4 protein-coding genes are annotated in these 3,023 nt (G+C 75.0%); 3 read left to right on the forward strand and 1 reads right to left on the reverse strand.

Annotated elements, in window-relative coordinates:
* From AC13HU_RS34885 to AC13HU_RS34895, 3 genes are all read left to right on the forward strand, one after another.
* The coding region (locus tag AC13HU_RS34885; protein WP_483046008.1) for a hypothetical protein at positions 1–532 on the forward strand (532 nt) is incomplete at its 5' end.
* A gap of 77 nt (positions 533–609) precedes the next feature.
* Positions 610–1,044 (forward strand): hypothetical protein, encoded by a 435-nt coding sequence (locus AC13HU_RS34890; protein WP_483046009.1) that lies wholly within the window; start codon positions 610–612, stop codon positions 1,042–1,044.
* 547 nt (positions 1,045–1,591) lie between these two features.
* Positions 1,592–2,263: a hypothetical protein gene (locus AC13HU_RS34895; RefSeq protein WP_483046010.1), complete on the forward strand. Its 672-nt coding sequence runs from the start codon at positions 1,592–1,594 to the stop codon at positions 2,261–2,263.
* A 65-nt stretch (positions 2,264–2,328) separates the two neighbouring features.
* On the opposite strand, the gene AC13HU_RS34900 is transcribed toward AC13HU_RS34895, so the two are convergent.
* Positions 2,329–3,023, reverse strand: a 695-nt coding sequence (locus AC13HU_RS34900; RefSeq protein WP_483046011.1) for a type 1 glutamine amidotransferase, incomplete at its 5' end; no start/stop codon positions are given.

Consider the following 3,023-nt stretch of genomic DNA (forward strand, 5'->3'; position numbering starts at 1 on the left):
CTTCCGCCCCGGCCCCCGCCCGGTGCGGAGCGGGGCGGAGGGGCGGCCCGTGCCCGTGGTGCTCGTCGGCGCCGGAAAGGTCGCGCATGCCGCGCACCTACGGGAGTTGCGGGATCTGCCGGCGGAACTGCGGCTGGCCGCCGTGGTGGAGACCGACCCGCGGCACGTCGAGGCGCTGCGGCGGGCCGGGTTCGGCGGGGTTCCGGTGTGCGGGTCGGTCGCCGACGCGGCGCGGGCCGGGGCGCGGGCCGCGCTGGAGTTCACCGCCGAGGACGGCGTGGCCACCCTCACGCTGCCCTCGCCCTTCGCGCGCGACGAAGCGGCCACGCTGTCCGTCGAGACCTGGGACGCGGAGTGCGGGCTTGCCGAGCGCCGCGTACACACCGCGGAGGTCGGGCACACCGGGTTCCGGCGGCAGCTGGTGGCCTGGGCCCGGCGGCTGAGCGGAGAGGACGCCGCCGCCCTGCCCGGTCTGGCGGATGTACGCCAGGACGCCGCGGTGGTGCGCGAGGCGGCCCTGCGGCTGGCCTGACCTGGGGGTGCGTGGAGATCCGGGTCTGGGGTACCCGGCTGATCAGGAGCTCCTTCTTCACGCGGAGGTGACCGCACATGCTGATCCTGGGACTTCTGCTCCTCGCCTGCACCGCGGCCTTCATCGGGCTCGCGATCGCCGACAACATCTCGGGCGGCCCGCACTACGACGTGACCATGCTCGGTCACCACATCGCGACCATGAACGGGCTCGCGATCTTCTGCGCCGGCATCGCGCTGGCCCTGATCTTCGGTCTCGGCTGCATGATGGCGATGGCCGGCGGCCTGCTGCACCGGCGCAGGGCGCGCAGGTACCGCGCCGTACAGCACGACGCGGCGGCCAGTGCCCGGGACCGGGACGCGATGGCCGCGCGCCTCGGGGACGAGGACACCACGGCGGCCGCGCCCGCCGGGTCCGGGACGGCCGCGGTCGGCACCGGCGAGGGCTCGCACCGCGTCGATGCGCCCGCCCACAAGCCACGCCACCACGCGCGGCACCTGTTCGGGCACTGAGCGCACGCAAGACGGCGGCCCCGGGAAAACCCGGGGCCGCCGTACGAGTGCAGTGACGGCCCCGGGGGGGGATGGGGGCCGCCACGCAGGTCCTACGTTACGCGCCTTCGGCGGATGGTGTGGCGAAGCGCGGCGTTTCGGCGTGGCGAATTCCCGGCGGGGCCGAAAAAGACGGCAACCGGGCCGGCGACCACGGGGGGAGTCGCCGGCCCGGCCGGTCCTGTGCGCCGTCGCCGGTCATCGGGACGCTGTCCGCGCGCCGATCAACGTGCACGGACAATCCTGGACTTCGACGGCCGCGCCGTCAACGGAGGTAAACCGGACAGTCCGTTCCTTTCATCCTGGCTCAAAGGTGGCTCGACAGCGCCGCGATGGCGCGGGTGGGCCGGCTCTTCGAACGCGGCATGCTCGACGGCTCGTTGAAGGGGTGAGCCGCGGCGGCCGGCGAGCCCGCCCGCTGCGGTGGGCCCGCCGCCCCGCCGCCCGGCCGGGGCGCTTCCCCGGGTGGTACGGTCCCCGGGTCGTGCCGAGTGGGGGAGTGAGGGCGATGGGCAACCGGATCGGCCGGATCGTGGCCTCGGTGGCAGTGCTGGGAACGGTCGCGGTCGCGTTGAGCGGGTGCGGCGGGTCGTCCGGCGCGGGGAAGAAGCTGGACCCGTCCGGGCTGGTGAAGCTCGGGGACGAGGTGGCGGCCAAGAAGGCCGCGACGTGCCCGGTGCCGTACCGGATGGACAAGGCCGCCAAGAGCGCCGGGCTGTCCGGGCGCGCGGTGCCCATGCGGGACAAGGACGCGGTGAGCGCGGAGACCGAGAAGGGCGCCGACGCGGCGGCGCCGCTGGCCGAGACACACGGCGTGGTCGTCTACTGCAACTACACGATCGGCGCGCAGGAGGTGGACCTGACCACGGTCGCCACCCGGTCGAACGCCCCGGCGAACAGCAAGAACCCCGCGCTGGGCATGACGCTTCCGCTGATCGCGTCCCGGGCGCACCTGTCGAACGCCGAACTGGCGGCGTACTTCAACAAGTGCGTGGCGGCGAAGCCCGGTACGCCGGTGCTCACCCCGTCCGGCAACGTGGCGGTGGTGACGCTGCCCGCGAAGTGGGGGAACATCCTGCTGATGGTGGACGTGGTCGACGACGACGCCGGGCATATCGCGCTGCCGGCGAAGTCCGTGGCACCGCTCGCCCGGACGCTGGCGAACCAGGCCCGCTGGTAGTCCGGGCACCCGGCGCCCGGACGCGCTCGCGCCCGGACGCCCTCGGCCTCGCCCCTCGCCCCGCGTCACGCCGCCGCGGCCACCGCCCGCCCGGCGAAGCGCAGCGCCACCTCGCGCCAGACCGCCGCGGAGTCCGCGTCCCTGGCGAGGGCGGCGCGGTGCAGGGCGTCGCGGTCGGCGCCGTGCCGGGCCAGCCGGTCGAGGTCCCACCCGCCGATCCGTTCCGCCTCCGCCTCGGGGTGGAACTGCACGCCCCACGCGCTCTCGCCCAGCCGGAACGCCTGGTACGGGCATCCGTCGGTGGAGGCGAGCCAGGTCGCGCCCGGCGGGAGCGCGGTGATCGCGTCCACGTGGTTCTCGATCGCGTGTGGCCGCGCCGGCAGCCCCGCGAACAGCGGGTCGTCCGCGGCCTCCTGACGTAGCGTCAACTGCGTGCTGCCGAACTCCGGTTGGCCGTGCTCACCGCGCACCGCGCCGCCCGCGACCTGCGCGAGCAACTGCCCACCCAGGCAGATCCCGAACACCGGCAGCCCGAACTCCACTGCCTCGGCGGCCAGTTCCCGGGTCCGCGCCAGCCATGGCGCCCGCGCGTCGTCGTCCGGCAGGTATCCGCCGCCGAGCACCACCAGTGCCTGGTACCGCGGCCGCAGCCGCTCCGGCAGCGCTTCCCCCGCGTAGCCGCGCACCACTTCGAGCGTCAGCCCGCCCTCGTCCAGCCAGCGCTCCCACCGCCCCGGCCCCCCGGTCGGAGTGTTCTGCA

Source organism: Streptomyces sp. NH27 (assembly GCF_056859195.1).

Bases quoted from the DNA above. Each gene is read 5' to 3' on its own strand.
- AC13HU_RS34890 (WP_483046009.1), top strand. From the start codon at position 610: ATGCTGATCCTGGGACTTCTGCTCCTCGCCTGCACCGCGGCCTTCATC.
- AC13HU_RS34895 (WP_483046010.1), top strand. From the start codon at position 1,592: ATGGGCAACCGGATCGGCCGGATCGTGGCCTCGGTGGCAGTGCTGGGA.